This window comes from Moorena sp. SIO1F2 (assembly GCF_010672755.1).
Taxonomy (GTDB): Bacteria; Cyanobacteriota; Cyanobacteriia; order Cyanobacteriales; family Coleofasciculaceae; genus Moorena.
Genome location: NZ_JAAHFV010000625.1, coordinates 1 through 1854, shown reverse-complemented (window position 1 = coordinate 1854; position 1854 = coordinate 1). Strand labels below are relative to the sequence as shown.

Here is a 1854-nt window from a genome sequence, read left to right as displayed (position 1 = left end):
AAGGCGACCCTCTCCTAAGGTTTCGTCTCTGGCCTTAATCATAAAGTTTTAACCCTTTACGCATAACCGACTAACCATAAAGGCTGCCCTATTCTTGCGGTAACTTCTGACCGTGTCGTTAATAAAGCTTATCGAGTATCCAAAGCAGTAGCCGGAGTTGGTAAGAAGCCCGCGCTGTCCCGTTAGGGCAGCGTCGGGAATATGTCACAAAAACAAAAACGCCACCTCCAAGACCAGCTGGCGTCAAAGGAGCTAGCAAAGAATTTTGTTGAGGCTTTGACTGATAAAGCTGTCCAACATTTTTCCCGCAGTATTGCCCAACAACAGATTGGCTTGCAGGAAACAGGTGAATTTCTGAACTTTCTGGAGCAGCGTTACCATGCAGATGCGAGCGCGATCGCTCAACAAGAAGAACAACAGCAAGAGTTAGAAAAGCAATTAAATGCTCTGAAAGCTAAGCTACAACAGTTGAAAACTCCCCGTCCCCAGGAGAGTTTGAGCATTATTGTCACCTTAGCAGCAGAGGGGGCGGTGGATTTTGACCTAGAAGTATCCTATGTAGTGAATCGTGCCAGTTGGATACCACTTTACGACTTGCGCACCAACAGCAGTAGCGATCGCATAAATCTGAGCTACCTTGCACAAGTCAAACAAAGCACTGGGGAAGATTGGTCCAACGTTAGCCTTACTCTTTCCACTGCTAAGCCTGGACTGGGAACCCTACCCCCTAAGCTGGAACCATGGTACATTCAGGCACTAGACCAACAACCTATCCGAGCTTTGCGAAGGCTAAAGAGTAGGGCAATGTCTAACTCAATGTCAGAATTATCTCCAGATCAAGACTATGAGGATGAGTCGGAAGCATTGAAAACTCGTAGTGCTCCCCAAGCCATGTTAGCAACAGCAAAAGTTGCTGCCCAAACAGTGGTAGCAGTAGTATCGACAGAAGGAGGTGTGGTTACCTTTGAGTTAGATGGTAACAGCAATATTCCCAGTGATGGTTCCCCTCACAAAGTGACTATTTTTAGTGATGAATATCCTAGCAATCCTGAGTATCTTGCCATTCCTCGGCTAGTTAGTTTCGCCTACCTACAAACTGTTGTTACCAATCCGACTACTGGTGCAACCTTGTTACCAGGCAAAGCGAATATCTTTCGTGATCAAACCTTTGTTGGTACAACTAAGTTGGAGAATATTTCACCAGGACAAGAATTCAGGCTGAACTTAGGCATAGATGAGGGAGTGAAAATTGAGCGGGATTTAGTGGAGCGTCAAGTTGATAAGAAATTAATTGGCAATCAGCGCCGCACGACTTATGCCTATCGACTGGTAATTACTAATTTGCAGAGTGTGCAAAAGACTTTGGTAGTAAAAGAACAGTTGCCAGTGAGCCGTGATGAGAGAATCAAAGTGCGGCTGACTCAGACTAATCCCAAAATACAGACTGGTGAGATGGGATTGCTAGAATGGAAAATTGATTTATCACCCCAGGATAAGCAAGAGCTATATTATCAGTTTATCATTGAGCATTCCCCTGATTTAACCGTGATTGGTTTGGATATTTAGGGCTCTACGGTACTTGTTATGCTAAATAAATAGTTTGGAAGAGGGAACAGGGAACAGCGGATCTGGGAACAGGGAACAGTGGGAAGAGGCTGTCTTCAGAATTTTTGTTAGTTGAACATCCTCATTTTCCTGTCTTGATGATTTTTAACGACAATAATGGTAAATTTTCTTATACTCCACACCCCACACCCCACACCCCAAACCCCACACCTGAGGTCTTTGTTAAAAACCTACCCTTATCAGCTACTCCCTACTCCCTACTCCCTACTCCCTACTCCCTACTCCCAA

Annotated in this window: 1 protein-coding gene; it reads left to right on the top strand. The window is 44.9% G+C overall.

Translation table 11 applies throughout. The features are described 5' to 3' along the window. Positions 1–201: 201 nt before the first annotated feature. Positions 202–1566: a mucoidy inhibitor MuiA family protein gene (locus tag F6J94_RS33515; RefSeq protein WP_293048199.1), complete on the top strand. Its 1365-nt coding sequence runs from the start codon at positions 202–204 to the stop codon at positions 1564–1566. Positions 1567–1854: the final 288 nt, after the last annotated feature.

What these genes read in the sequence shown, in the direction of transcription:
- F6J94_RS33515 (WP_293048199.1), top strand. Translation starts at nt 202, where the DNA reads ATGTCACAAAAACAAAAACGCCACCTCCAAGACCAGCTGGCGTCAAAG.